The following is a 24,111-nucleotide window of genomic DNA, read 5'->3' on the forward strand; positions in this document are numbered from 1 at the left end:
TTTGTGTTTCTGGCCGTTAGGTCAAACCTTGACGATCCAGCCTGCTGGCGCTTCGACGTCGCCAGTCTGTACGCCGGTCAGCTCTTTGTAGAGCTTCTGGGTGACCGGGCCGACTTCGGTTTCGCTGTGGAACACGTGCAGGTGGTCGTTGTAGCTGATGCCGCCGATCGGGGTGATCACCGCAGCAGTACCGCAAGCACCGGCCTCTTTGAAGTCCGACAGCTTGTCGATGAACACATCACCTTCGACCACTTCCAGGCCCAGGCGGGACTTGGCCAGTTCGATCAGCGACAGACGGGTGATACCCGGCAGTACTGACGGCGAGTTTGGGGTCACGAACTTGTTGTCGTGAGTGATCCCGAAGAAGTTGGCCGAACCGACTTCCTCGATCTTTTTGTGGGTCAGCGGATCCAGGTAGATGGCGTCAGCGAAGTGCGCTTTCTTGGCCTGGGAGCCCGGCATCAGGCTGGCAGCGTAGTTGCCACCGACCTTGGCGGCACCGGTGCCTTGTGGCGCGGCGCGGTCGAAGGTGGAGATCTGGAAGTTGTGCGGGGTCAGGCCGCCCTTGAAGTAGGCGCCGACCGGGATCGCGAATACCGAAAAGATGAACTCAGGTGCAGTACGCACGCCAATGTTGTCACCCACGCCGATCACGAACGGACGCAGGTACAGCGCGCCGCCGGTGCCGTAAGGCGGGATGAAGCGCTCGTTGGCGCGTACCACTTGCTTGCATGCTTCAATGAACTGCTCGGTGGAGACATGCGGCATCAGCAGGCGGGCGCAGCTGCGTTGCATGCGCGCGGCGTTCTGGTCCGGACGGAACAGGTTGATCGAGCCGTCCTTGCAACGATAGGCCTTCAGGCCTTCGAAGCATTGCTGGCCATAGTGAAGGGCAGTGGAGCCTTCGCTGATGTGCAGCACGTTGTCTTCGGTCAGGGTGCCTTTGTCCCACTCGCCGTTGCGAAAGTACGACAGATAGCGTTTGTCGGTCTTGATGTAGTCAAAACCCAGCTTGTCCCAGTTGATGCTTTCGTTACCCATGACACCCTCTATCACTGAACAACCGCCGAAGCGGTTCAAGGCTTCTGACGTTTTTTTGGATGGGCACAACAATACTTCATTCTTGAGCGGTTTCGCAGCCCGGGCGATGGGGGGAGCAGCAGATTTATTAGCCTGCTTATGAAAAAACTCCCCCGTGTCGGGTTTTTACAGGTGCAACGCGTGCCCAAGCGCACGCAACGCCGCTTCCTGCACCGCTTCACCCAGGGTCGGGTGTGCATGGATGGTGCCGCCGATGTCTTCCAGTCGCGCACCCATTTCCAGGCTTTGCGCGAACGCGGTCGACAGCTCCGACACACCAACACCGACCGCCTGCCAGCCGACAATCACATGATTGTCCCGACGAGCGACCACCCGCACGAAGCCGGTTTTCGATTCCAGTGTCATCGCCCGGCCATTGGCCGCGAACGGGAAGTTCGACACGATGCAGTCAAGTCCCGCCGCCTTGGCCTCGTCCGGGGTCTTGCCGACGACCACCAGCTCCGGGTCGGTGAAGCACACGGCAGCGATGGCGGTCGGGTTGAACTCGCGGGTCTTACCGCTAATCAGCTCGGCGACCATCTCGCCCTGAGCCATGGCGCGGTGGGCCAGCATCGGTTCGCCGCTCAGGTCGCCGATGGCGTAGACGTTGCGCATGCTGGTCTGGCAGCGGCTGTCGATCTTGATCGCCGAACCGTTCATGTCCAGGTTCAGCGCTTCAAGGTTCCAGCCTTGGGTGTTGGGTTTGCGACCGACGGCCACCAGCACCTGATCGGTTTCCAGGTTCAAGGTGTCGCCGTTCGGATCGCGCACCTGCAATGTCCCGTCGAAGCCCAGCACGCTGTGCTTGAGGTACAGCTTCACGCCCAGTTGCTTCAGCGCGTCGTGCACCGGTTGGGTCAGTTCGGCGTCGTAGGCCGGCAGGATGCGATCCTGCGCCTCGACCACACTGACCTCGGCGCCGAGCTTGCGATAGGCAATTCCCAGCTCCAGACCGATGTAACCACCGCCGACCACGATCAAGCGTTTCGGAACCGACTTCGGTGCCAACGCTTCGGTCGACGAAATGATCGGCCCGCCAATCGGCAGGATCGGCAGGTTGACGCTTTTCGATCCGGTGGCCAGCACCAGATGCTCGCACTGGATGCGGGTATCGCCGACTTCCACGGTCTTGCCGTCGATGACCTTGGCCCAGCCATTGATGACCTGAACCTTGTGCTTCTTCAGCAACGCGGCGACGCCGGTGGTCAGGCGATCGACGATGCCGTCCTTCCACTCGACGCTCTTGGTGATGTCGAGGGTCGGCGCCGAAACGCTGATGCCCAGTGCCGAATGCTGATTGTGATGTTGCGTCTGGTGAAACTGTTCGGCCACATGGATCAGCGCTTTCGACGGAATGCAGCCGATGTTCAGGCAGGTGCCGCCCAGCGATTCGCCCTCGACCAGAATGGTCGAAATGCCCAGTTGCCCGGCGCGAATGGCCGTTACATAACCGCCGGGGCCGCCACCAATGATCAGCAGCGTGGTGTTCAGAGTTTGCATGCCATCACTCCACAAACAGGGTCGCGGGTTGTTCGAGCAGACCACGAATGGCCTGGATGAAGAGCGCCGCGTCCATGCCGTCGACCACGCGGTGATCGAAGGAGCTGGAGAGGTTCATCATCTTGCGGATCACCACCTGGCCTTTGACAACCATTGGGCGTTCGACGATTTTGTTGACGCCGACGATCGCGACTTCCGGCAGGTTCAGCACCGGGGTGCTGACGATGCCGCCAAGGGCGCCGAGGCTGGTCAGGGTGATGGTCGAGCCGGACAGCTCATCGCGGCTGGCCTTGCCATTGCGCGCAGCGGTGGCCAGGCGGGAGATTTCCGCCGCGCTGTCCCACAGGCTGCGAGCCTCGGCGTGACGCACCACCGGCACCATCAGGCCGACATCGCTTTGCGTAGCGACGCCGACATGCACCGCGCCGAGGCGGGTGATGACCTGGGCTTCATCGTCGTAGCGGGCGTTCATCTGCGGGAAGTCGCGCAGGGCGACGACCAAGGCACGCACCAGGAACGGCAGCAAGGTCAGCTTGCCACGGCTGGCGCCGTGTTTTTCGTTCAGGTGGGCACGAAGTTCTTCAATCGCGGTGACGTCGATTTCCTCGACATAACTGAAGTGCGCGGCACGCTGAGTCGCGTCCTGCATGCGCTGGGCAATCTTGCGGCGCATGCCGATCACTTGAATCTGTTCTTCATCGTGACGCTGGGTGTACGCAGCGGCGACCGGCGCCGAAGCATTCGACTGACCCTGCGCCAGATAGGCCTCGAGGTCTTCGTGCAACACGCGACCGGCTGGGCCGGAGCCGCGCACCAGACGCAATTGAATGCCCAGATCCAGCGCATGTTTGCGCACGGCCGGCGAGGCCAGCGGGCGCTCATCGGCTTGGCGAGCGACCACCGGGCCCTGGCAAACCGGAGCCGTACGCGGCGCGGCGGGTTTGCTTTCAACGACAGCTTCAACTTTAGGTGCGACAGGTGTTTCTTTCGCCGCAACAGGCGCCGGTTTGTCCGACTCCTTCAGATTGCCAGCACCTTCAACCTCGATGCTGATCAGCACACTGCCGACCGCCATCACTTCACCCGGCTGACCACCCAGCGCAATCACCTTGCCGTAGACCGGCGAGGGAATATCGACCATCGCCTTGTCGGTCATCACATCCGCCAGCACCTGATCTTCAACGACCAGATCACCAACCTTGACGTGCCACTGCGACAGTTCTACTTCTGCGATGCCTTCGCCGATGTCCGGCATCTTGATAACGTGCGTGCCCATTCAGACCTCCATGACCCGTTTCAGCGCCGCGCCCACTCGGGACGGCCCAGGGAAATACGCCCACTCCTGCGCGTGCGGGTAGGGGGTGTCCCAACCGGTGACGCGTTCGATCGGCGCCTCCAGGTGGTGGAAGCAATGCTCTTGCACCAGCGACACCAGTTCGGCGCCGAAACCGCAGGTGCGGGTGGCTTCGTGAACCACGACGCAACGGCCGGTTTTCTTCACGGATTTGACGATGGTTTCCAGATCCAGCGGCCACAGGCTGCGCAGGTCGATGACTTCGGCATCCACGCCGGATTCTTCGGCGGCGACTTGCGACACGTACACGGTGGTGCCGTAGGTCAGCACGGTCACGTCCTTGCCCGGACGAGTGATGGCGGCAACGTCCAATGGCACGGTGTAGTAACCATCTGGCACCTGGGCTTGCGGGTGTTTCGACCACGGGGTTACCGGGCGGTCGTGATGGCCATCGAACGGGCCGTTGTACAGGCGTTTCGGCTCGAGGAAGATCACCGGGTCATCGTTTTCGATGGAGGCGATCAGCAGGCCTTTGGCGTCATACGGGTTGGACGGCATGACGGTGCGCAGGCCGCAGACCTGAGTGAACATCGCCTCGATGCTCTGGCTGTGGGTCTGGCCGCCGTAGATGCCGCCGCCGCACGGCATGCGCAGGGTCATCGGGGCGGTGAACTCGCCCGCCGAGCGATAACGCAAGCGGGCGGCTTCGGAAATGATCTGGTCGGACGCCGGGTACACGTAGTCGGCGAACTGGATCTCGGCCACCGGACGCAAGCCATAAGCGCCCATGCCCACCGCGACGCCGACGATGCCGCTCTCGGAGATCGGCGCGTCGAACACCCGCGAGGTGCCGTACTTGGTCTGCAAGCCTTCGGTGCAACGGAACACGCCGCCGAAGTAACCGACGTCCTGGCCGAACACCACCACGTTGTCGTCACGCTCAAGCATCACATCCATGGCCGAGCGCAGGGCCTGGATCATGGTCATGGTGGTCGTGGTCATGGCGGTTTCCAACTGAATATTGTTGTTGTGATCGTTCATGTCAGATCCCCAACTGCTGACGCTGGCGCTTCAAGTGCTCCGGCATCTCTTTGTAGACGTCTTCGAACATGGTCGCGGCGCTTGGAATCTGGCCGCCGGCGAGGGTGCCGTACTGTTCGGCCTGTTTCTGTGCGGCAATCACTTCGGCCTCGAGCTCGGCGCTGACGGCGGCGTGCTCTTCTTCCGACCAGTGGCCGACCTTGATCAGGTGCTGTTTCAGGCGGGCAATCGGGTCGCCCAGCGGGAAGTGGCTCCAATCGTCGGCGGGACGGTATTTGGACGGATCGTCGGAGGTCGAGTGCGGGCCGGCGCGGTAGGTGACCCATTCGATCATGGTCGGGCCGAGGCCGCGGCGCGCGCGTTCGGCAGCCCAGGCGGAGGCGGCGTAGACCGCGTAGAAGTCGTTGCCGTCAACTCGCAGCGAAGCGATGCCGCAACCGACGCCGCGTCCGGCGAAGGTGGTGGCTTCACCACCGGCGATGGCCTGGAAGGTCGAGATCGCCCACTGGTTGTTGACCACGTTGAGGATCACTGGCGCCCGGTAGACGTGAGCGAAGGTGAGGGCGGTGTGGAAGTCCGATTCGGCGGTGGCGCCGTCACCGATCCAGGCCGAGGCGATTTTGGTGTCGCCCTTGATCGCAGAGGCCATGCCCCAGCCCACGCCCTGAATGAATTGGGTGGCGAGGTTGCCGGAAATGGTGAAGAAACCCGCATCCTTGACCGAGTACATGATCGGCAGCTGACGGCCCTTGAGCGGATCGCGCTCGTTGGACAGCAGTTGGCAGATCAGGTCGACCAATGGCACGTCGCGGGCCATCAGAATGCTTTGCTGGCGGTAGGTCGGGAAGCACATGTCGTCGATGTTCAAGGCCAGGGCCTGGGCGCTGCCGATGGCTTCTTCGCCGAGGCTCTGCATGTAGAACGACATTTTTTTCTGACGCTGGGCGACCACCATACGGTTGTCGTAGATCCGGGTCTTGAGCATGGCGCGCATGCCTTTGCGCAGGATCTCGACCGGCACGTTTTCGGCCCATGGGCCGAGGGCGTTGCCCTGGTCGTCGAGCACGCGGATCAGGCCACGGGCCAGGTCGGCGGTGTCGGCCGGTTCAACGTCGATGGAAGGTTTGCGCACCGTGCCGGCATCGGTCAGATGCAGGTAGGAGAAATCGGTTTTGCAGCCTGGGCGGCCCGAGGGTTCAGGGACGTGCAGACGCAGCGGTTCATACGCTTGGGTCATGGCTTCTACGCTCGATCTTGTGAATTTCTTGTAGTGAGCTGGCAGTCATTCTTCGATAAAAGAAATCTTGTCCTACAACAATCATAGGCCCGGGCAAGAAGAATATTTCTCTCTGTTTCGTTGCGCTGAAGATCATTTGCAGATAGAAATTCTGCATAAACATAAAAAACAGGTGGTTTTGTCTCATGCGCAAACTGGACCGTACCGATATCGGCATTCTCAACAGCCTTCAAGAGAACGCGCGCATCACCAACGCCGACCTGGCCCGATCGGTCAATCTTTCACCGACGCCGTGCTTCAACCGGGTCAAGGCGATGGAAGAACTGGGGCTGATCCGCGAGCAGGTGACCCTGCTGGATGCCGACCTGCTGGGGCTGCACGTCAACGTGTTCATCCACGTCAGTCTCGAGAAACAGGTAGAGGAAGCGCTGCAGCATTTCGAAGAGGCGATTTCCGATCGCCCTGAGGTCATGGAGTGCTACCTGATGGCCGGCGACCCGGACTATCTGATCCGGGTGCTGGTGCCGACCATCCAGTCGCTCGAACGCTTCATGATGGACTTTCTGACCAAGGTGCCGGGCGTGGCCAACATCCGGTCAAGTTTTGCGCTCAAGCAGGTGCGCTACAAGACGGCGTTGCCGTTGCCGGCGAATGGCTTGACGCTGGGTAACTGAGCGCGATGCAGTTCACAGGTATTCATAGCGATATTCCAGGTCTTCGGTAACAAGTGTCTGCTGAACGGTAAAGCTCTCAGGCCAGGGAGCGGGTTCGTTTTCCGGGTGAAAGACCAGTGTCGAGTGATTCAGGTCGTCCTGCGTGAAGGAGGGGACGTTCGGATGCAGCTTCTTCCACCGCTCCCAGAGCAGATCCAGATAGCAATGATGCAGGAAGAATATCGGGTCGTTGGGGGACGATGCTTCCATCATGTTGCCCCCGATCCAGGCATGTACCTGATTGTGCAGTTCGCGCTCGGAGACGTTTTCCCAACCGCCCGGCTCCATCCAGTACGACGTTCTGTTCAGCGCCGAAATGACGGTTTCTGGTGACGGCAAGGCACCCGCAGCGCCGAGATTGCGGCGCACCCCGGCGTTACCGAACCCCTCGTCCCATACGGAGACAATGAATGACGACTGTGTACTGGAAAAGGGCCCGGTTGTTACCAGCATGTTTTGGGTAGTGTCACCGTTGCCGCCCATGAAGTCCGAAGTGAACGGATTGTCGGCGCCGCCGAGTTGCCAGTTCCAGTAGGGCAGGGTGATGCGAGGGTCATCAGCAGCGGCCTGCAGTGCCAACTCGAACTGGCGGATCAGCACACGGTGCCACGGATAGAACAGGGGGCTGCGATGCGGATTGGGAACAAGAGGATTACCTCGTCCCATTGAATTCTTGTGGATCTGTACAAAATCGTCGTAACGGCTTTGCTGGCCGGGACGCAGTACGCTGTTCACGTTGTTTTTCAGCCTCAGGACCGCGTTGATGAAGGCGGCCTTTTCCTCTCGGGACAGATCCCGGTGGTTGCGGCGAATATCCATATTGCCAAATCTCCATGGGTTGATTACTCCATGAAGTCTGCCTGTCGGCCGAGATTACGCCCAGTTCACGGGATCCGACGTGACAGGTACGAATCCCCTTGATTCGAATTGCTTCACTGATCTTTTCTTACACGGAGTTGATCGGAATCTTCAGGTAGACAACGCCATTGCCTTCCGCCGGCGGCAAATTTCCTGCGCGCACATTCACCTGAATCGCCGGCAGCAACAGCGTCGGCATGCTCAACCCTGCATCGCGCTTGGTGCGCATCTCGACAAACGCGGCTTCGTCGACGCCGTCATGCACGTGGATATTGCTTTTGCGCTGTTCACCCACGGTGGTCTGGCACTGCGAGGCGCGACCTTGCGGCGGGTAGTCGTGGCAGACGTAAAGCTTCACGCTGGCGGGGAAGGCCAGCAGCTTGTGAATCGAATTGAACAATTGATGGGCGTTGCCGCCGGGAAAGTCGCAACGGGCGGTGCCGACGTCGGGCATGAACAGCGTGTCGCCGACCAGAATCTGCTCGCCATCGATCAAATAGGCCATGTCCGCCGGGGTATGCCCGGGGACGTGCAGGGCGGTGGCCTTGAGATTGCCGATCCGGAACGACTCGTTCGGTGCGAACAGATGATCGAACTGCGAGCCGTCAACGCGAAACTCCGGTTCCAGGTTGAACAGCGCCTTGAACACGTTCTGCACTTTACTGATCGATTCGCCAATCGCGATCTTCCCGCCCAGTTCCCGGCGCAGATAGGGCGCGGCGGACAGGTGATCGGCGTGGGCGTGGGTTTCCAGCAGCCACTGCACTTGCAGGTTATGGGTGCGAACAAAGGCGATGATCCTGTCCGCCTGAGCCGTGCAGGTGCGGCCGGCGGCGCCATCGTAATCAAGCACCGGGTCGACGATCGCGCACTGCCCGCCGTCGGCCTCGTAGACCACGTAGCTGTAGGTCGAGGAGGCGGGGTCGAGGAAAGCTTCAATCAGCGCGGGCATGAACACGGTCCTGTGCAGAAGGTGGGAAGTCAGGGTTGCAACACTTTATGTAAACACATAATGTCCGCAGCTTAAGTGACGTTGAAGGCATCCTGCAAATGCAATCCAGTCTGACCGAATGTGAAGTGGCGCAACTGCGCGCCTCGGCTTCCAAGGCCTGTTCTTTGCTCAAGGCCTTGGCCAATGAGGATCGGCTGCTGATCCTGTGCCAGTTGACCCAGGGCGAGCGCAACGTCGGCGAGCTGGAAAAAATGACCGGCGTGCGTCAGCCGACCCTGTCCCAGCAACTGGGCATCCTGCGCGATGAAGGGCTGGTCGCGACTCGTCGTGAAGGCAAGTACATTTTTTACGGTCTCGCCAGTCACGAAGTGATCCAGGTGATGAAAACCCTTTCCGGACTCTACTGCGGAGCCGTGCTCAAAAGCTGGGCGCAATAGTCCCGGCTATCCTTGCGTGCAGCCATAAGGAACAAACAATGAACGATCAACACTGGGGCCCATCCATCAGTGCGGACATCGTGGTCATCGGCGGCGGCACTGCCGGTATCGGTTTTGTCGCGAGCCTGCTCAAGCGCGATCCCGGCCTGAAAATCACGGTGATCGAGCCGAGCACCCTGCATTACTACCAACCGGCGTGGACGCTGGTCGGCGGTGGCGCCTATGACGCCAAAGACACCGCCCGACCGATGAACAAAGTGATGCCGCGCCAGGCCACCTGGATTCAGGCGGCAGTGACCGGCATCGACCCCGACCAGCGCCGTCTCACCCTCAACGATCAACGCACCATCACCTATCAGAACCTGATCGTCTGCCCCGGCCTGCGCCTGGCGTGGGAGAAGATCGAAGGCCTGCAGGACAGCCTCGGCCAGCACGGCGTCACTTCCAACTACAGCTATCAGTACGCGCAATACACCTGGGATCAGGTGCAGAAACTGCGCGGCGGCAAAGCCCTGTTCACCCAGCCGCCAATCCCGATCAAGTGCGCCGGCGCGCCGCAGAAGGCGCTGTACCTGTCCTGCGATCACTGGCTCAAGCGCAACGTGCTGAGCAAGGTCGAGGTCGAGTTCAATCTGGCCGGCGCCGCATTGTTCGGCGTCCCGACCTTCGTGCCGCCGCTGATGAAGTACATCGAAAAATACAACGCGCGGCTGGCGTTCAATTCCAATCTGGTGAAGGTCGACGGCCCGGCGAAAACTGCCTGGTTCGACGTCAAGGATGCGGACGGCAACGTCACCCGTCAGGCCAAGACTTTCGATCTGCTGCACGTCGTCCCGCCGCAGGTTTCGCCGGATTTCATCGCGCAGAGTCGGTTGGCCGACGCCAGCGGCTGGTGCGAGGTCAACCCGCACACGCTGCAACATCCGCGTTATCCCGACGTGTTTGCCCTGGGCGATATCTGCGGCACCACCCATGCGAAAACCGCCGCAGCAGTGCGCAAGCAAGTCGTGGTGGTGGCGGAAAACCTGCTGGCCCTGCGCAAGGATCTGGCACTGCCGCTGAAGTATGACGGCTATGGTTCCTGCCCGCTGACGGTAGAGAAGGGCAAGGTGATCCTCGCCGAGTTCGGCTACGGCGGAAAACTGCTGCCGACCTTTCCCCTCGACCCGACCGTGCCGCGCCGCTCCGCGTGGTGGCTGAAGGCGACGCTGCTGCCGTGGTTCTACTGGAACGGCATGCTCAAGGGCCGCGAATGGCTGACGCGTCTGTCCAGGGTCGACTGAGAACACTCTATGTTGCTGGCAAGTCTGTTTGGCGTGGTGATGGGATTGGTCCTTGGTCTGACCGGGGCCGGCGGCGGGATTCTCGCCGTGCCGGCGCTGGTGCTGGGGCTGGGCTGGACGATGACGCAAGCGGCGCCGGTGGCGTTGTTTGCAGTGGGCAGCGCGGCGGCAGTCGGCGCGATTGATGGTTTGCGCCATGGTCTGGTGCGTTATCGCGCGGCGCTGCTGATTGCAGCGCTCGGCGCGGTGTTTTCGCCAGTGGGCATCTACTTCGCCCATCAGTTGCCGGAAAAGGTTTTGATGATTCTGTTCAGCCTGCTGATGGTGATGGTGGCGTGGCGCATGCTGCGTCGCGAACGCCAGCAGGAGGGCCCGAGCGACCATGGCCACGCCAGTTGGGGCCAGAAGAACTGCATGCTCAATGAACAGACCGGGCGTTTCGACTGGACCGCCAAATGCACCGCGACCCTTGCGGCACTGGGCGCTGTCACGGGTGTGGTGTCCGGGTTGCTGGGGGTGGGCGGCGGGTTTCTGATCGTGCCGGCGTTCAAGCAACTGACCGATGTACAGATGCGCGGGATCGTCGCCACTTCACTGATGGTCATCAGCCTGATTTCCGCCATCGGCGTGATCGGCGCGTTTCACGCGGGTGTGCGGATAGATCGACTGGGTGCTGCGTTCATTGTGGCGAGCATCATCGGCATGATCATCGGTCGCCAACTTTGCGCGCGAGTACCGGCCAGGACGTTGCAGGTAGGGTTTGCCAGTGTGTGCCTGGTGGTTGCGGCTTATATGTTGCTGCGGGCGTGAGACAACACCTGTGGCGAGGGAGCAAGCGCCCTCGCCACAGTGATCGCGTTACAACACCAGGTGCGGTAACCACAGCGACAGTGCCGGAACATAGGTCACCAGCATCAGCACCAGGAACAGCACCGCATAGAACGGCAGCAGCGCCTTCACGGTGCTTTCGATGCTGACCTTGCCCACCGCCGAACCCACGAACAGCACGGCGCCCACCGGCGGCGTTATCAGGCCGATACCGAGGTTGACCAGCATGATCATGCCGAACTGCACCGGGTCGACGCCGATACCGAGGATCACCGGCATCAGGATCGGCGTAAGGATCAGGATCAGCGGTGCCATGTCCATCACGGTGCCGAGCAACAGCAGCATGACGTTGATGCACATCAGGATCACGTAGCGGTTGTCGGACAGGGTCAGGAACAGCGTGGTGATTTTCGCCGGGATCTGCATCAGGGTCATGATGTAGCCGAAGCTGGCGGCGAAGCCGATCAGGATCATCACGATGGAAATGGTGCGCACCGTGCGATGCATCAGTTTCGGCAGCTCACTCCATTTGTAGTCGCGGTAAATGAACATGGTGACGAAAAACGACCACAGCACGGCGATGGCCGCCGACTCGGTGGCCGTGAAGATCCCCGAGAGAATCCCGCCGAGAATGATCACCATCGCCATCAGCCCCCACAGCGCTTCGCCGCAGATCTTCAAGGCTTCGCGCATCGGGATCACTTCGCCTTTGGGATAGTCGCGTTTGCGCGCGAAAATCAGGCACAGCACCATCAGGCATGCGCTCATCAACAGGCCCGGCACGACACCCGCCATGAACAGCGAAGCGATGGACACGGTGCCGCCGGCGGCCAGCGAGTAGAGCACCGAATTGTGACTCGGCGGAGTCAGCAAGGCCTGCACCGAACCACTGACGGTCACTGCCGTGGAGAAGTCCCGGGGATAACCCTTGCGCTCCATTTCCGGGATCAGTACCGAACCCACCGACGCGGTATCGGCCACCGACGAGCCGGAAATCGCACCGAAAAAGGTCGAGGCCATGATGTTGACCAGCGACAGCCCGCCACGCACGAAGCCCACCAGGACCCCGGCGAACGCAACCAGTCGCCGCGACATGCCGCCCTCGGCCATGATCGCGCCGGCGAGCACGAAGAATGGAATCGCCAGCAGCGAGAATTTGTTCACCCCGCCCGCCACCTGAATCATCAGGGCCTGGAACGGGATGTCGATCCACCACGCGCCAATCAGCGCCGACAGCCCGAGCGCATAGGCAACCGGCATGCCGATCAGGATCAGTGCGATAAAACTGCCCAGCAGAATCAATGCGTCCATCAGGCAGCCCCTTCGTTTTCTTCAACCAGGTCGAACCGCACCACGCGGCGATTGCTTTGATCGCCGAGCAAGAGTTTTTCCAGCACGAAAATCAGCGTCAGCGCGCCGCCAATCGGGATCGGCATGTAGGTGATGCCGACGCGCAATGTCGGCAGGGCGCTCATGAACTGGTTCCACGTTGACAGGCAGAGCTTGGTGCCCCAGATGGTCATGAACAGGCAGATGGTGCCCATGAGCACTTGGGAAACGATGCTCATGGTTCGACGCATGTTCGGTTGCAGGCGGTCGGTGACCATCGCCACCGCCATGTGCGCGCCGGCGCGATAGCTGGCGGCGGCGCCGATGAAGGTGAAGACCATCATCAGCAGGATGGCGGTGGGCTCCGGCCAGCTTGAGCCGGTGCCGAGAACGTAACGGGCGAACACGCCCCAGGGAATGATCAGGGAAATGGTCAGCACCGACAGACCGGCGACCCAGATGCAGGCCATGTAGATCCGGTCATTGATGCGCAGCAGCAAATTCTTCATCGGGTTCCACCGTAACCGGGCAGGCGTGAGCGCCGAGCGACGCCAGCGCTGCCGGGCCTTGTATTGAGGGCAGGGAGGTTACTGAACGGCTTCGATGCGTTTGATCAGGTCGACGTAGGGCGCGCCGTATTTTTCGCGGATCGAAGCGGTGGCCTCGTAGAAGGGTTTCTTGTCGACGGTGATGAACTCGACGCCGGCGGCCTTGAGTTTCTCTTCACTGCTGGCCGACTTGGCGTCCCACAGCGTGCGCTCCTGGGCCTGCGCAGCCTTGGCGGCTTTTTTCACCAGGGTCTGCTGATCGGGGCTGAGTTTTTCCCAGGTGATTTTCGACATCACGATGGGCTCGGGCAGGATCAGGTGCCCGGTCAGGCTGTAGAACTTGGCGTTCTGGTAGTGGTTGTGTTCAAGCAGGGTCGGCGGATTGTTTTCCGCGCCATCGATGACGCCGGTCTGCAGGGCACTGAAGATTTCGCCGGTGTCCATGGCAATACCGTTGCCGCCCATGGCGTTGATGGTTTCGATGAACATCGGGTTGCCCTGCACGCGGATTTTCATGCCCTTGAGGTCCGCCAGGCTGCGCACCGGTTTCTTGGTGTAGATGTTGCGCGTGCCGCCATCCATCCACGCCAGCGCCACGAGGTTGAATTCGGAGTTGGTGATCTTGTCGAGGATCTCGTCACCGATTTCACCGTCGATGATTTTGCGCATGTGCGCCTGGTCACGGAACACGAACGGCATGTTGAACACGTTCACGTCCGGCACCACAGGGCCGACGATCCCGAGGCTGACGCGGGCCATCTGGATGGCGCCGACCTGGGCCTGTTCGACCACTTCCTTTTCCGAGCCGAGTACACCGCCGGGGAACATCTTGAAGGTCAGCTTGCCGTCACTTTCGGCAACCAGGGTCTTGCCCAACTGTTCTTCGGCGACCACGGTCGGATACCCGGCGGGGTGGATGTCGGCGAATTTGATTTCCAGCGCCTGGGCCGCGCTGCCGAAGGTGAGCGCGAGAGGGAGGGCGACGGCGAGCAACGTGCGTTTGAAGTCCATGAGGGGTTCTCCAGTCTTGTTATTTTTGTGTTCAAGGCACAGCAATGCAGCAAGGGCGGGTTACAGCAGATCGTCGAACATTGGCTCCGGCAGGCCTTTGACGCCGGGGTTGAGGGCGAACACGCCGCCGGCCAGGGACTGCGGATCCTGGTCGTCGCCGGGGCGAATCGAAGTCACGAACAAGGTGTCCATCCGGCTGCCGCCGAAGGCGCACATGGTGGGTTTTTTCACCGGTACCTGCAGCGAGCGGTCAAGGCGACCGTCGGGGGTAAAACGATGGATCAGGCCGACGTCGTTGGCGCAGATCCAGTAGCAACCATCGGCATCCACGGCTGCGCCGTCGGGGCGGCCGTAAAAATGGTTCATGTCCACGAACACCCGCCGGTTGGAGGGTGTGCCTGTCTCGGTGTCGTAGTCGAAAGTCCAGATCAGTTGGACGTTCGGGTGCGAGTCCGACAGGTACATGGTTTTGCCGTCCGGGCTGAAGCCCAGGCCGTTGGGCACGATGAAGCCATCAAGCTGTGCCTCGATCACGCCTGTTTGCCCGGCACCGTAACGATAGAGCCGGCCCTCCGGCAGATTCAGACCCATGTTCAGCACCATGCTGCCGGCCCAGAACCGACCCTGGCGGTCGCAGCGACCGTCGTTCAGGCGCATGTCTTGGCGGTTGTGTTCCACCGGGCCGAGCAGGTCGCTGTCGAGGCTGCCATCGGCATGCGGTTGCAGGTGAAAGAATCCGCTCTCCATGCCGGCCACCCAGCCGCCGCGACTGTGTCGGGCGAGGCAGGCGAGCATCTCGGGCGCCTTCCAGGCGTGAACATGGCCAGTGTCGGCGTTCCAGCGCTGCAGGCCACCGTTGGGGATATCGACCCAGTACAAGGCGTTTTCCTGTGGCACCCAGACCGGGCTTTCACCCACCGCGTTGCGGGCGTCGACGATCAATTCGGCTTGCATACTCATTCCCTTGGTTTTATTGGAGACGTGAATCGCGCCGGTCAATCGCCGAACGGGCCGGCCGCAACGAAGGCGCCGCCCTGATAGATCCGCGCCGGGTCATCGCTGGCGGGCATCGGCTGCGCCTCGACCTTTTCGCGAAACACTTCGGAGGTGTCTTTGGCCTCGAAACCGAGGTGACTGGCGAAGCGGTTGTCCCACCACACATCCTTGTTGGCGGACATGCCATAAACCACGGTGTGGCCGACGTTGGGGGTGTACAGCGAACGTTCGAGCAGTTGGGTGAGATCGTCGAAGCTCAGCCAGGTGTGCATCATTCGGCGGTTCTGTGGTTCGGGAAACGACGAGCCGATGCGGATGCTGACAGTTTCGATGCCATAGCGATCGAAGTAGAAACTGGCCATGTCTTCGCCGTAGGACTTGGACAGACCGTAGTAGCCGTCGGGGCGGCGAGCAGAGCTGGCGTCGAGGTGTTCGTTCTGTTTGTAGAAGCCGATGACATGGTTGGAGCTGGCGAAAATCACCCGTTTCACACCGTGTCGGCGTGCCGCTTCATAGATATGGAATACGCCGCAGATGTTGGCGCCGAGGATTTCTTCGAAGGGGCGCTCCACCGAGACGCCACCGAAGTGCAGGATCGCATCCACGCCTTCGACCAGCTGATGCACGGCAGCTTTGTCGGCGAGGTCGCAGAGCACGATTTCTTCGCGGTCATCGATGGCCGGGGCGAGGGCGGCGATGTCCGACAGGCGCAGCACGTTGGCATACGGGCGCAGACGTTCACGCAGGACTTTGCCCAGGCCACCGGCGGCGCCGGTCAGCAGCAGGCGATTGAACGGAGTTGGGGCGGTGGAGGTGGACGTCATGGCAATCCCTTACACGTTGTTATTAGGTTTGTTGTAGGTTGTCGTATGACTGCGCTGAAGTATCGGTAGGGTTTCCGGAACTTGTCAACGCGACTTTCGGTGTAAGTGACGGAAGGCCGATTCACCCTCCGTTCACCCCATGCCAGGGTTTACAACAACGAAATCGGGTAACTGATGAAGATCCGGTTCTCGTCGAATTCATTGGTGCTGAAGTCCCGGCGAATCGTCGCGTTGCGCCATTTGACGTTGAGGTTTTTCAGCGGACCGCTCTGCACTGTGTAGGCCAGCTCCGACTCGCGCCCCCATTCCTTGCCGTCGGTGATGGTGCCGGTGTGCACGTTGTCACCGCTGATGTAGCGGTTCATCAGCGTCAGCCCGGGGACGCCGAGGACCACGAAGTTGTAGTCGTGGCGGATCTGCCAGGAACGCTCCTGCGCGTTGTCGTAGCTGGCGTTGTAGCTGTCGTTGGCCAGGGTGCCGCCGCTGGTGCCGTTGACGCGCATCCAGGCATCGTCGCCACTGAGTTTTTGCAGGCCGATGTAGAACGTGTTTCCGCCGTACCGGGCCGAGAGCATGGCGAAAGCGGTTTTGTTGTCGAGGTCGCCGGCCTGGGCGCTGCCATCTTCCTTGCCGGTGAAGAAACCGAGATTGGCGCCCAGCGTCCAGTCGCCCAGCGGCTGGCTGTGGCTGAGGTTGAAGTACTGTTGTTGGTAGATGTCGCTGAGTTCGGCGTACCACAGACCGACAAGCGTGCGTTTGTCGTTGAAGGTGTATTCGCCGCCGCCAAAGTTAAAGCGGTCGGAGGTGAAGGCGCCGCGGCCGTTCATCGACATGTCTTCCATGCTGGCATCGTTGCGTGGGCTGTTGCCACGGAACTGCCCGCCGTAAAGGGTCAGGCCATTGATTTCGGTAGAGGTGATCTGGCCGCCACGAAAGGTCTGGGGCAGGGAGCGACCATCGTCCGAGCGCAGGATGGGCAACACCGGCATCCATTCACCCACCTTCAGTTCGGTCTTCGACACCTTGGCCTTGAGCGCAACACCCAGTCGCCCGAAATTGTCCGCCGGGCGTCCGTCATCGTGAATCGGCAGCAGCTGCGTACCGCCCGTGCCTTTGCCGCCATCAAGCTTCTGCGAATACATACCCAGCACGTCCAGGCCAAAGCCGACGGTGCCCTGGGTAAAACCGGATTTGGCGTCGAGGATGAAGTTCTGCGTCCACTCTTCAGCCTTGCCCTGCGGATAGTTCGGGTTGACGAAGTTGCGGTTGAAGTAGGCGTTGCGCAGGTTCAGCGTGGCTTTGCTGTCTTCGAGGAAGCCCTCGGCATCGGCGCTCATCGGCAAGGCGAGGGCGAGACTGCCGCAGCCGATCAGGCTCAGGGTGGAACGCGGGCGGGGGATAGAAAAACGGGACGTGCGGACGGAATTGCAGACGAGTGTGCTCACTGTGACGCTCCCTGTTTCATTTGTTGTTTTTATTATTTGTTATACGTCGTCGTACAACATGGTTGCGGATATTTGCGAGGTTTTCCGGAAAAGTCAACAGGGCGTCGTACGATGACTTTGGGTGAGCGGGCAGCCCTCAAAGCGCTGTGAAGAGGGCTGCTTTCGGCACGTTTACTGGTTGTAGAGCGCTTCAGTGTTATCGATCAGGGGATTTTTTTCGGTCAGCACGATCTGCGCGATCTGATCCTTGCGCATGAAACTCACCTTCGAATGCGACTGGGCGTACCGGATGAAGCGCTCCATAGCCTCGACCATCGCCGGGGTGCCACCGATGCGGTCGTGCAGACTCACCGACATCATCCGCCGCTTGCTCGCGCCTTCGGCGTAGAGGCGATCGAATTCCAGCACCAGTTGCTGATAGAACTGTTCGGCAGAGAAATGCCGGCCCTCGACCAGAACGATGTCGTTGTTGCGCAGGGTGTACGGCACCACGGCGAATTTGCGTCCACGAACCATGGTCACGAACGGCTCGTCGCGGCTGACATCGTCGATGTGATAGGTGAAATTCAGATCCTGCAGCACCTTCAACGTATTGGGGCTGCGGCGCAGCCAGTTGGCGTTGTAGCCGACCGAGCGCTGACCGGTGATTTTTTCCACCGCCGCGACGCCATCACCGATGAACTGTTTTTCCTGGGCGTAATTCATGTTGTACGAGTCGGCCCAGCGCATGCCGTGGGCCGCCAGTTCATGGCCGCGCTCGGCAATCGCCTTGGCCAGGTCCGGGTGCTTGAGCGCCGCTTCGCCGACCACGTGGGAGGTGACTTTGATGCCGGTGCGATCCCACAGATCGAGCATGCGCCACAGGCCTTCCTTGTAGCCGTAATCGAACCAGGTCTGCGCCGGCAGGTCCGGGTAGCCTTTTGGCAGCGGTGTACCGGAAAACGGACTTTCAGCGCCTTCGGGCTGACCGCCGGTTTCGAATTGCATCGACACCGAAATCACCAGTTGCGAGCCATCCGGCCACGGGCGTTCCTGAGCGAAGGTGAGGGCTGGCAGCAACAGCGCGGCGGCCAGCAGGTTTTTCAGCAGACGCGGGGAGCGTTGCCAACGGGGAGTGGTCATATCGGGCACCTTTCAGGTTGAGAAGTGCTGCAAGGTTGGCATCCGCTACGCTTTGGAAAAATCCGCTGCGGGCGAGATGTCTTTTAAACAGAATTTACGAATCCACCCAAAATCCCTTGTGGGAGCAGGCTCGCTCCCACACTGGATAGGTGTTTGGTCAGGATTTGCGGCACACTTAAGCGACTACAAGACAAGGCCTTTCAATGGATCAATACGCCCCGCGCAACTGGCAGCCGCACGAGAAGCCCAGTCTGCCCGGCTCCCCCTCGACGCCGCTGCACTCCAACCCCAAGCGTCTGGCTTATGCGCTGGTGGGCTTGCTGGTGGCGGTAACCGGTGGGCTGGGTAATGCGCTGGTGGTCGCCAACCTGCCTTATCTGCAAGGCGCGCTCGGGGCGACGACGGCGGAGATGGCCTGGCTGCCGGCGGCGTATGTGATGACCAACGTGTCGATGAACCTGCTGCTGGTGAAGTTTCGCCAGCAGTTCGGCCTGCGGGCGTTCACCGAGGTGTTTCTGGTGCTGTATGCGCTGGTGACCTTCGGCCATCTGTTCGTCAATGACCTGAATTCGGCGATCGCCGTGCGTGCGGCCCACGGCATGGTTGGCGCGGCGCTCAGTTCACTGGGCCTGTATTACATGGTGCAGGCGTTCCCGGCCAAATGGCGGATGAAGGCGCTGGTGCTGGGCCTCGGCACCTCACAGCTGGCCTTGCCACTGGCGCGACTGTTTTCCGAAGACCTGCTGCAGATCGCCGAATGGCGCGGCCTGTACCTGTTTGAACTGGGTATGGCGCTGCTGTCGTTGGGCTGCGTCCTGATGCTCAAACTGCCGCCGGGTGACCGGTTCAAGACCTTCGAACCGCTCGACTTCCTGACCTTCGCGATCCTCGCCAGCGGCGTCGCGCTGTTGTGCGCGGTGTTGTCCCTGGGGCGGATCGACTGGTGGCTGGAGGCCGACTGGATCGGTATCGCCCTGGCCGCGTCGATTGCGCTGATTCTCGCGGGGCTGGCCATCGAACATAACCGCAGCAACCCGATGCTGATGACCCGCTGGCTCGGCAGCGGGGTGATGATCCGCCTGGCGCTGGCGGTGATCCTGATTCGCATGGTGACCTCGGAGCAATCCACCGGCGCCGTCGGCTTCATGCAAAACCTGAACATGAGCAGCCAGCAGCTTCATAGCCTGTATGTGGTGATGCTGATCGGCAGCGTCGCCGGGCTGCTGACCAGCGCGCTGACCATCGACCCGAAACACCTGCTGATGCCGCTGATCATTTCGCTGGCGTTGATGGCCACCGGCTCGATCATGGACAGCTCATCGAACAACCTGACCCGCCCCGGCAACCTGTATTTCAGCCAGTTCCTGCTGGCGTTCGGCAGTACGTTCTTCCTCGGCCCGACCATGGTGCTGGGCACGCGCAACGTGCTGACCAACCCGCGCAACCTCGTGAGTTTTTCGGTGTTGTTCGGGATCTGCAACAACCTCGGCGGCCTGATCGGCGCGGCGTTGCTGGGGACTTTCCAGATCGTGCGCGAGAAATTTCATTCCAGCCACATCGTCGAGCAACTGGTGATGTCCGACCCGCGTGTCGCCGCCCGGGTACAGAGCGGCGGATCGGCGGTCGGCTCCGTGATTGCCGACCCGAGTCTGCGTAATCTGCAGGGCATTCGCAGCTTGGCCAACGCTGCCACCCGCGAAGCCAACGTACTGGCCTATAACGATGTGTTCATGCTGATTGCGGTGATCGCGATCCTGACCATGATCTGGATTTCCATCCGTGCGCTGTGGCTGATCAGTACCACCAAAGCCGTCGCCCCGACACCTTCCGTACCTTCCAGCGGTGCCACTTCTTCATGACCGAACCGACCACTACGACCACCAATGCCATCGCCGCCACCCCTGAAGGTGTGGCGCCGCCGTCATCACCGAACACCGAGCCGCGTTCGTTGCGGGTGCGGATCATCTCGTCGCTGGGCTTTGCCGCGATTGCCATCGTCGGTGTGCTGATCGTGCTTTACGCCTGGCAACTGCCGCCGTTCAGCAGCGCAGTTGAGACCACCGAAAACGCCTTGGTGCGCGGGCAGGTGACGATCATCGGCCCGCAGCTCAGTGGGTATGTGTTTGAAGTGCCGGTGCAGGATTTCCAGTTCGTGAAGGAAGGTGATTTGCTGGTACGTCTCGATGACCGCATCTATCAGCAACGCCTCGATCAGTCGCTGGCGCAACTGGCGGTGCAGAAGGCCTCGCTGGCCAACGTGGTGCAGCAGCGCAACAGCGCCGAAGCCACGATCAAGCTGCGGCAGGCGGTGGTGGCCGACAGCGAGGCGCAGTTGCGCAAAAGCGAGGCCGACTTGCGACGCAACAAGGCGCTGGTCAATGACGGTTCCGTGTCCAAGCGTGAGATGGACGTGGCGCTGGCCGCCAATGCGCAAAGCATTGCGGCGGTGGCGCAGGCCAAGGCCAATCTGGAGATCGCCCGACAGGATCTGCAAACGGTGATCGTCAATCGCGGTTCACTGGAGGCGGCGGTGGCCAGTGCCGAGGCGGCGGTGCAGTTGGCGCGGATCGATTTGTCCAACACCCGGATCATTGCTCCGCGTGACGGTCAGCTCGGGCAGATTGGCGTGCGCCTCGGCGCTTACGTCAACTCCGGGGCGCAGTTGATGGCGCTGGTGCCGAACCAGAAATGGGTGATCGCCAACCTCAAGGAAACCCAGATGGACAATGTGCGCGTGGGGCAGCCGGCGAGTTTCACCGTCGATGCCTTGAACCACCGCAAATTCACCGGCCATGTGCAGCACATCTCACCGGGCACCGGTTCCGAATTCGCGTTGTTGCAGGCCGACAACGCCACCGGCAACTTCGTGAAAATCGCCCAGCGGGTGCCGGTGCGCATCACCATCGATCCGGATCAGCAGGAGAGCGAGCGCCTGCGGCCGGGGATGTCGGTGGTGGTCAGCATTGATACGGCGGCGGGTGACACCCAGAAACACTGACCTCAGGCGGCGGTCATCGGCGGCAAGGTGCCAAGCACGGAAACCGCCGCCACCGCGCCGATCCCCAGCAACCATTCGAGCATGACGCTGCGTTTGAGGGTGTCGATCCGCTGTTCGCAATCGTTGATCCGCAGGCGATTGAACAGCGCCAGGGCGAGCATGCCAAACACCAGCAGCGCCTTGATCAACAGGATCAGGGCGAAGCCCGAGAACAGCGGCGTCGGCCACCATTGGCCGGTGAGTACGCGCACATTGATCAGCCCAGTGATCAGCAGGCCGGCGACCAGTGCGTAACCGAGCCCGCTGAAACGCTGCAAGACTTCGCGCATGTCTTTGTCAGGTTGGCGCAGGATCATCACCAGCATCAGCAGCCCGCCGAGCCAGGCGCCGACGCAGGTCAAATGAATGACCTGATTGAGGATCAGCATCTGGCCGCTGAATCCGTCGAGCATCGCGCCGTGTCCGACTGGTGCCAGCGTCATTAGCAGCAGCGCGCTCAGGCCCAGTCGCAATGACCGGTTCGAACGCCACGGCGTAAACAGCAACGCCAGCAACAGCGCATTGATCAGCAGATGCCAGCGCCAGACCTGACCGAAAAACGTATGACCGAGAACCAGCTCGACGGTGGCCGGATCAAACGCGGCAGCCGCCGAACCGGCCATGCTTGCGGTAATCAACAACGCCCAGATGACGCCGCTGACCAGGGCAATCGCCGCCAACCAGCGGGACAGTCGCGCCAGCTGCCGATCCAGCGCCGGCGCTTCACCTTTGAGCAGCAGCGGCCGGAACAGCCAGGCCCCGAACAGCATCAACACCACGATGAAATGCAGGAACCGGCACAGCACCAGCGCTTCACTCATGAATTACTGGCCAACCTTGAACTGATAGGCGCCTTCGCTTGTGTGTGTGTCGACCGACACCGCATGCCATTCGACCTTGTACTCGCCAGCGGTCAGCGGTGTTTCGGGGGTGACGATCAGGGTTTTCTTGTCACCTTCGGTGGTCAGCGGTTTGACCGTCACCGGCTTGCCATCGTGGGTCACGGTGACTTTGGTGAAGCTGGCTTCGACGCCTTCGGAAAACACCAGGCGCAGATCTGCCGGTGCCGCGACGGTGCTGTCGGCAGCCGGAGTTTGGCTTTTCAGATGGGCGTGGGCGAACGCCTGGGAAGTGACGATCAGCGAAGCCAGCAGTGCGCCAGCGGTGAACAGTTTTTTCATCGGCATGGAAAGATTCCTTTCAGTGAAATGGCGGGCTGAGTATAGAACGTGGATCACAGGGCTTTCAGGCGCATGTGAATGACCGGAAAGGGCCGGCCTTCGCCGTCGAGTGCCGAGCGGCCGATGTCTTCGAATCCGTAGTGACGGTAGAAGCCGTGGGCTTGCGGGTTCTGTTCATTGACGTCGACCTTCAGCAGTGGGCGGCGGACATGGTCGAGCAAGCGCCGGCCGATACCCTGGCCACGCTGAGCCGGGTCAATGAACAGCATTTGTACGGTGTCCTCGTCGGTGGCGATAAAGCCTGCCGGGGAGTGGTCAGGGTTCTCGAAAACCTGCACATCCAGCGCGGGCAGGTAGGTGTCACGCACCAGCGGGAACAGCCGATGGATATCGTCTTCCGGGAGGAAATCGTGGGTGGCGCGGACCGAGCGCTCCCACAGTGCGGCGAGCTGCGGATCATCCGCAGCGATGCGCTTTCGAATGGTCATGGGCAGGATCCTTCAGTGTCTGACGGGGAGAAGGAGGGCGATCCTAAACCAGAAAAAAGCACAAGTGTGTGAAGAATCGTTCTCGGCTGTCGCCCCGTGCCCAGAGCGGATGCTAGTCTTCAACAACGTTGCCTTCAGGGAGCCCTCATGGGCAATCACAAGATCGAAATCCGCCGCACTAACGTCGACAAGATCCTGCTGGCGGCGGAGAAAGTCTTCGCCGAGAAAGGTTTCGGCGGCACCGCCATGGCGGACATCGCCGCGGAAGTGCAGCTGCCGCGCTCCAATCTGCATTACTACTTTTCGACCAAGAGCGAGCTGTACAGCGCGGTGCTGTTCGACCTGCTGGAAGTGTGGAAGCAGGACGCGCTGTGCTTCGAGATGTTCGACGATCCGCGCGTGGTGCTCAGCAGCTACATCCGCGCCAAGATGAACCACTCGCGCAGCCGGCCGTACGGTTCGAAAGTCTGGGCCAACGAAATCATCCACGGCGCCCCGACCCTCGGCGAGGCGCTGGATGTGAGCCTGTACGACTGGGCGAAGATGAAGGAGGCGAAGATCCGGCAGTGGGTGGAGGACAAGCGGATTCTGCCGGTGGAGCCGTCGAGCCTGCTGTACATGATCTGGGCCTCGACGCAGCACTATGCGGACTTCGATCATCAGGTGAATATTCTGAATGAGCACCAGCCGCTGTCGGACATGCAGTTCGAGCGGGCGGTGCAGACGGTGACGAGTGTGATTTTGCGGGGGATCGGGTTGGAGCCCTGAGTCTTGTGGTGGCCGTGCTGGCCTCTTCGCGAGCAGGCTCGCTCCCACAGGAAAGTGCATTCCAAATGTGGGAGATTCTATGTTGCAGGGGAACCCTGCAACCTTAAATTGGGTTGGTATTCGCTCTGATTTTTCATGA

At 61.0% G+C, this 24,111-nt stretch carries 24 protein-coding genes; 7 read left to right on the forward strand and 17 right to left on the reverse strand.

Annotated features, from left to right (window positions below):
* Window positions 1-21: 21 nt before the first annotated feature.
* The 5 genes from ACKUG4_RS15960 to ACKUG4_RS15980 all read right to left on the reverse strand — a co-directional run bounded on the left by ACKUG4_RS15960 (window position 22) and on the right by ACKUG4_RS15980 (window position 6,152).
* On the reverse strand, window positions 22-1,041 hold the full coding sequence (locus tag ACKUG4_RS15960; protein ID WP_064597568.1) for a branched-chain amino acid aminotransferase: 1,020 nt from the start codon (window positions 1,039-1,041) through the stop codon (window positions 22-24).
* A gap of 165 nt (window positions 1,042-1,206) precedes the next feature.
* Window positions 1,207-2,580 (reverse strand): dihydrolipoyl dehydrogenase, encoded by a 1,374-nt coding sequence (gene lpdA, locus ACKUG4_RS15965; RefSeq protein WP_115078389.1) that lies wholly within the window; start codon window positions 2,578-2,580, stop codon window positions 1,207-1,209.
* A 4-nt stretch (window positions 2,581-2,584) separates the two neighbouring features.
* On the reverse strand, window positions 2,585-3,856 hold the full coding sequence (locus tag ACKUG4_RS15970; protein WP_445434389.1) for a dihydrolipoamide acetyltransferase family protein: 1,272 nt from the start codon (window positions 3,854-3,856) through the stop codon (window positions 2,585-2,587).
* Window positions 3,857-4,915, reverse strand: a complete 1,059-nt coding sequence (locus ACKUG4_RS15975) for an alpha-ketoacid dehydrogenase subunit beta (protein WP_003224000.1) — start codon at window positions 4,913-4,915, stop codon at window positions 3,857-3,859.
* A 1-nt stretch (window position 4,916) separates the two neighbouring features.
* Window positions 4,917-6,152, reverse strand: coding sequence for a 3-methyl-2-oxobutanoate dehydrogenase (2-methylpropanoyl-transferring) subunit alpha (locus ACKUG4_RS15980; RefSeq protein ID WP_007965287.1), 1,236 nt, complete (start codon window positions 6,150-6,152; stop codon window positions 4,917-4,919).
* A gap of 185 nt (window positions 6,153-6,337) precedes the next feature.
* Between ACKUG4_RS15980 and bkdR the strand changes: the two genes are divergently transcribed.
* Window positions 6,338-6,826: a Bkd operon transcriptional regulator BkdR gene (gene bkdR, locus ACKUG4_RS15985; protein WP_007915088.1), complete on the forward strand. Its 489-nt coding sequence runs from the start codon at window positions 6,338-6,340 to the stop codon at window positions 6,824-6,826.
* A gap of 12 nt (window positions 6,827-6,838) precedes the next feature.
* On the opposite strand, the gene ACKUG4_RS15990 is transcribed toward bkdR, so the two are convergent.
* A complete protein-coding gene (locus ACKUG4_RS15990; protein ID WP_445434390.1) occupies window positions 6,839-7,684 on the reverse strand; it encodes a tyrosinase family protein in 846 nt (281 codons plus the stop codon).
* 127 nt (window positions 7,685-7,811) lie between these two features.
* On the reverse strand, window positions 7,812-8,675 hold the full coding sequence (locus tag ACKUG4_RS15995; RefSeq protein WP_445434391.1) for an MBL fold metallo-hydrolase: 864 nt from the start codon (window positions 8,673-8,675) through the stop codon (window positions 7,812-7,814).
* 98 nt (window positions 8,676-8,773) lie between these two features.
* Between ACKUG4_RS15995 and ACKUG4_RS16000 the strand changes: the two genes are divergently transcribed.
* Genes ACKUG4_RS16000 through ACKUG4_RS16010 form a run of 3 tightly spaced genes read left to right on the forward strand, consistent with a single transcriptional unit; the run spans window position 8,774 to window position 11,205 of the window.
* Window positions 8,774-9,112, forward strand: a complete 339-nt coding sequence (locus ACKUG4_RS16000; RefSeq protein WP_007952897.1) for an ArsR/SmtB family transcription factor — start codon at window positions 8,774-8,776, stop codon at window positions 9,110-9,112.
* 38 nt (window positions 9,113-9,150) lie between these two features.
* The gene (locus ACKUG4_RS16005) at window positions 9,151-10,395 is read left to right on the forward strand and encodes an NAD(P)/FAD-dependent oxidoreductase (RefSeq protein WP_445434392.1); all 1,245 of its coding nucleotides are present in this window, start codon (window positions 9,151-9,153) and stop codon (window positions 10,393-10,395) included.
* Window positions 10,396-10,404: 9 nt separating this feature from the next.
* A complete protein-coding gene (locus ACKUG4_RS16010; protein ID WP_085613200.1) occupies window positions 10,405-11,205 on the forward strand; it encodes a sulfite exporter TauE/SafE family protein in 801 nt (266 codons plus the stop codon).
* A 48-nt stretch (window positions 11,206-11,253) separates the two neighbouring features.
* Here ACKUG4_RS16010 and ACKUG4_RS16015 read toward each other — a convergent pair whose 3' ends face one another.
* The 7 genes from ACKUG4_RS16015 to ACKUG4_RS16045 form a co-directional block, all read right to left on the reverse strand.
* Window positions 11,254-12,534: a TRAP transporter large permease gene (locus ACKUG4_RS16015; RefSeq protein ID WP_039767236.1), complete on the reverse strand. Its 1,281-nt coding sequence runs from the start codon at window positions 12,532-12,534 to the stop codon at window positions 11,254-11,256.
* Window positions 12,534-13,061, reverse strand: coding sequence for a TRAP transporter small permease (locus ACKUG4_RS16020; RefSeq protein WP_039767235.1), 528 nt, complete (start codon window positions 13,059-13,061; stop codon window positions 12,534-12,536). The genes ACKUG4_RS16015 and ACKUG4_RS16020 overlap by 1 nt, the downstream gene beginning before the upstream one ends.
* Before the next feature lie 78 nt (window positions 13,062-13,139).
* A complete protein-coding gene (locus tag ACKUG4_RS16025; protein ID WP_064597546.1) occupies window positions 13,140-14,111 on the reverse strand; it encodes a TRAP transporter substrate-binding protein in 972 nt (323 codons plus the stop codon).
* Window positions 14,112-14,171: 60 nt separating this feature from the next.
* Entirely contained in the window at window positions 14,172-15,065 is an 894-nt protein-coding gene (locus ACKUG4_RS16030) for an SMP-30/gluconolactonase/LRE family protein (protein WP_445434393.1), read from the reverse strand.
* A 41-nt stretch (window positions 15,066-15,106) separates the two neighbouring features.
* Window positions 15,107-15,931, reverse strand: a complete 825-nt coding sequence (locus tag ACKUG4_RS16035; protein WP_445434394.1) for an NAD-dependent epimerase/dehydratase family protein — start codon at window positions 15,929-15,931, stop codon at window positions 15,107-15,109.
* A 149-nt stretch (window positions 15,932-16,080) separates the two neighbouring features.
* The gene (locus ACKUG4_RS16040; RefSeq protein WP_064597539.1) at window positions 16,081-17,376 is read right to left on the reverse strand and encodes an OprD family porin; all 1,296 of its coding nucleotides are present in this window, start codon (window positions 17,374-17,376) and stop codon (window positions 16,081-16,083) included.
* A 171-nt stretch (window positions 17,377-17,547) separates the two neighbouring features.
* Entirely contained in the window at window positions 17,548-18,498 is a 951-nt protein-coding gene (locus tag ACKUG4_RS16045) for a polysaccharide deacetylase family protein (RefSeq protein ID WP_085648334.1), read from the reverse strand.
* Between the two features lie 203 nt (window positions 18,499-18,701).
* Here ACKUG4_RS16045 and ACKUG4_RS16050 point away from each other — a divergent pair, with 203 nt between their 5' ends.
* Entirely contained in the window at window positions 18,702-20,357 is a 1,656-nt protein-coding gene (locus tag ACKUG4_RS16050; protein WP_085613195.1) for an MFS transporter, read from the forward strand.
* Window positions 20,354-21,496, forward strand: coding sequence for an HlyD family secretion protein (locus ACKUG4_RS16055; protein WP_039767224.1), 1,143 nt, complete (start codon window positions 20,354-20,356; stop codon window positions 21,494-21,496). Before ACKUG4_RS16050 ends, ACKUG4_RS16055 begins: the two co-directional genes overlap by 4 nt.
* A gap of 2 nt (window positions 21,497-21,498) precedes the next feature.
* Here ACKUG4_RS16055 and copD read toward each other — a convergent pair whose 3' ends face one another.
* Genes copD through ACKUG4_RS16070 form a run of 3 tightly spaced genes read right to left on the reverse strand, consistent with a single transcriptional unit; the run spans window position 21,499 to window position 23,204 of the window.
* Window positions 21,499-22,356, reverse strand: a complete 858-nt coding sequence (gene copD / locus ACKUG4_RS16060) for a copper homeostasis membrane protein CopD (protein ID WP_445434395.1) — start codon at window positions 22,354-22,356, stop codon at window positions 21,499-21,501.
* Window positions 22,357-22,359: 3 nt separating this feature from the next.
* Window positions 22,360-22,722, reverse strand: coding sequence for a copper homeostasis periplasmic binding protein CopC (gene copC, locus ACKUG4_RS16065; protein WP_085648337.1), 363 nt, complete (start codon window positions 22,720-22,722; stop codon window positions 22,360-22,362).
* A 47-nt stretch (window positions 22,723-22,769) separates the two neighbouring features.
* Window positions 22,770-23,204 (reverse strand): GNAT family N-acetyltransferase, encoded by a 435-nt coding sequence (locus ACKUG4_RS16070; RefSeq protein ID WP_221397619.1) that lies wholly within the window; start codon window positions 23,202-23,204, stop codon window positions 22,770-22,772.
* A 147-nt stretch (window positions 23,205-23,351) separates the two neighbouring features.
* Here ACKUG4_RS16070 and ACKUG4_RS16075 point away from each other — a divergent pair, with 147 nt between their 5' ends.
* Window positions 23,352-23,972: a TetR/AcrR family transcriptional regulator gene (locus ACKUG4_RS16075; protein WP_007952885.1), complete on the forward strand. Its 621-nt coding sequence runs from the start codon at window positions 23,352-23,354 to the stop codon at window positions 23,970-23,972.
* Window positions 23,973-24,111: the final 139 nt, after the last annotated feature.

This window comes from Candidatus Pseudomonas auctus (genome assembly GCF_048654275.1).
Lineage (GTDB): Bacteria > Pseudomonadota > Gammaproteobacteria > Pseudomonadales > Pseudomonadaceae > Aquipseudomonas > Aquipseudomonas pharyngis.